This window comes from Mesorhizobium sp. WSM4847 (genome assembly GCF_055811335.1).
The window spans coordinates 1-504 of the sequence record NZ_JBVVPY010000113.1 but is presented as its reverse complement, the minus strand read 5'-3'; the positions used below and the strand labels follow the sequence as shown (position 1 = coordinate 504).

Here is a 504-nt window from a genome sequence, read left to right as displayed (position 1 = left end):
CATCTCGCCTACATCATCTACACCTCCGGCTCCACCGGAACGCCCAAGGGCGTCATGGTCGAGCATCGCGGGCTGGTGCGGTTGGTGGCTGGGAACGATTTCGTCGATATCTCCCCGCACGACGTCTTTCTCAATGCATCCCCTCCCACATTCGATGCGACTACGTTCGAGGTCTGGGGAGCCTTGGCGAACGGTGCCAGGGTTGTGCTCTATCCTGAACGTCACGTCTCGACCGCTACGCTGGCCCAGATCATCCAAGACCAAGGCGTCACCGTCGCTTGGATGACTGCCCGATTGTTCGATGTCTATGTCGGGGAGGAGCGGAGTACCAATCGTTTACAGCAACTGCTGGTCGGTGGCGAAGCGGTCTCTGCCTCGTTCGTAAAAGCGTGCCGGGAGCGACACCCGACACTGCGGATCTCAAATGGCTACGGCCCGACAGAGAATACCACCTTCAGTCTCTGCTACCCCGTACCTGCTGGTTTCGACGGCCGAAGGGTCCCG

The 504-nt window shown here is 59.9% G+C and carries 1 protein-coding gene; it reads left to right on the top strand.

The genetic code is table 11. The features are described from left to right. The coding region (locus AC0L28_RS34760; protein WP_473483010.1) for an AMP-binding protein at positions 1-504 on the top strand (504 nt) is incomplete at both ends.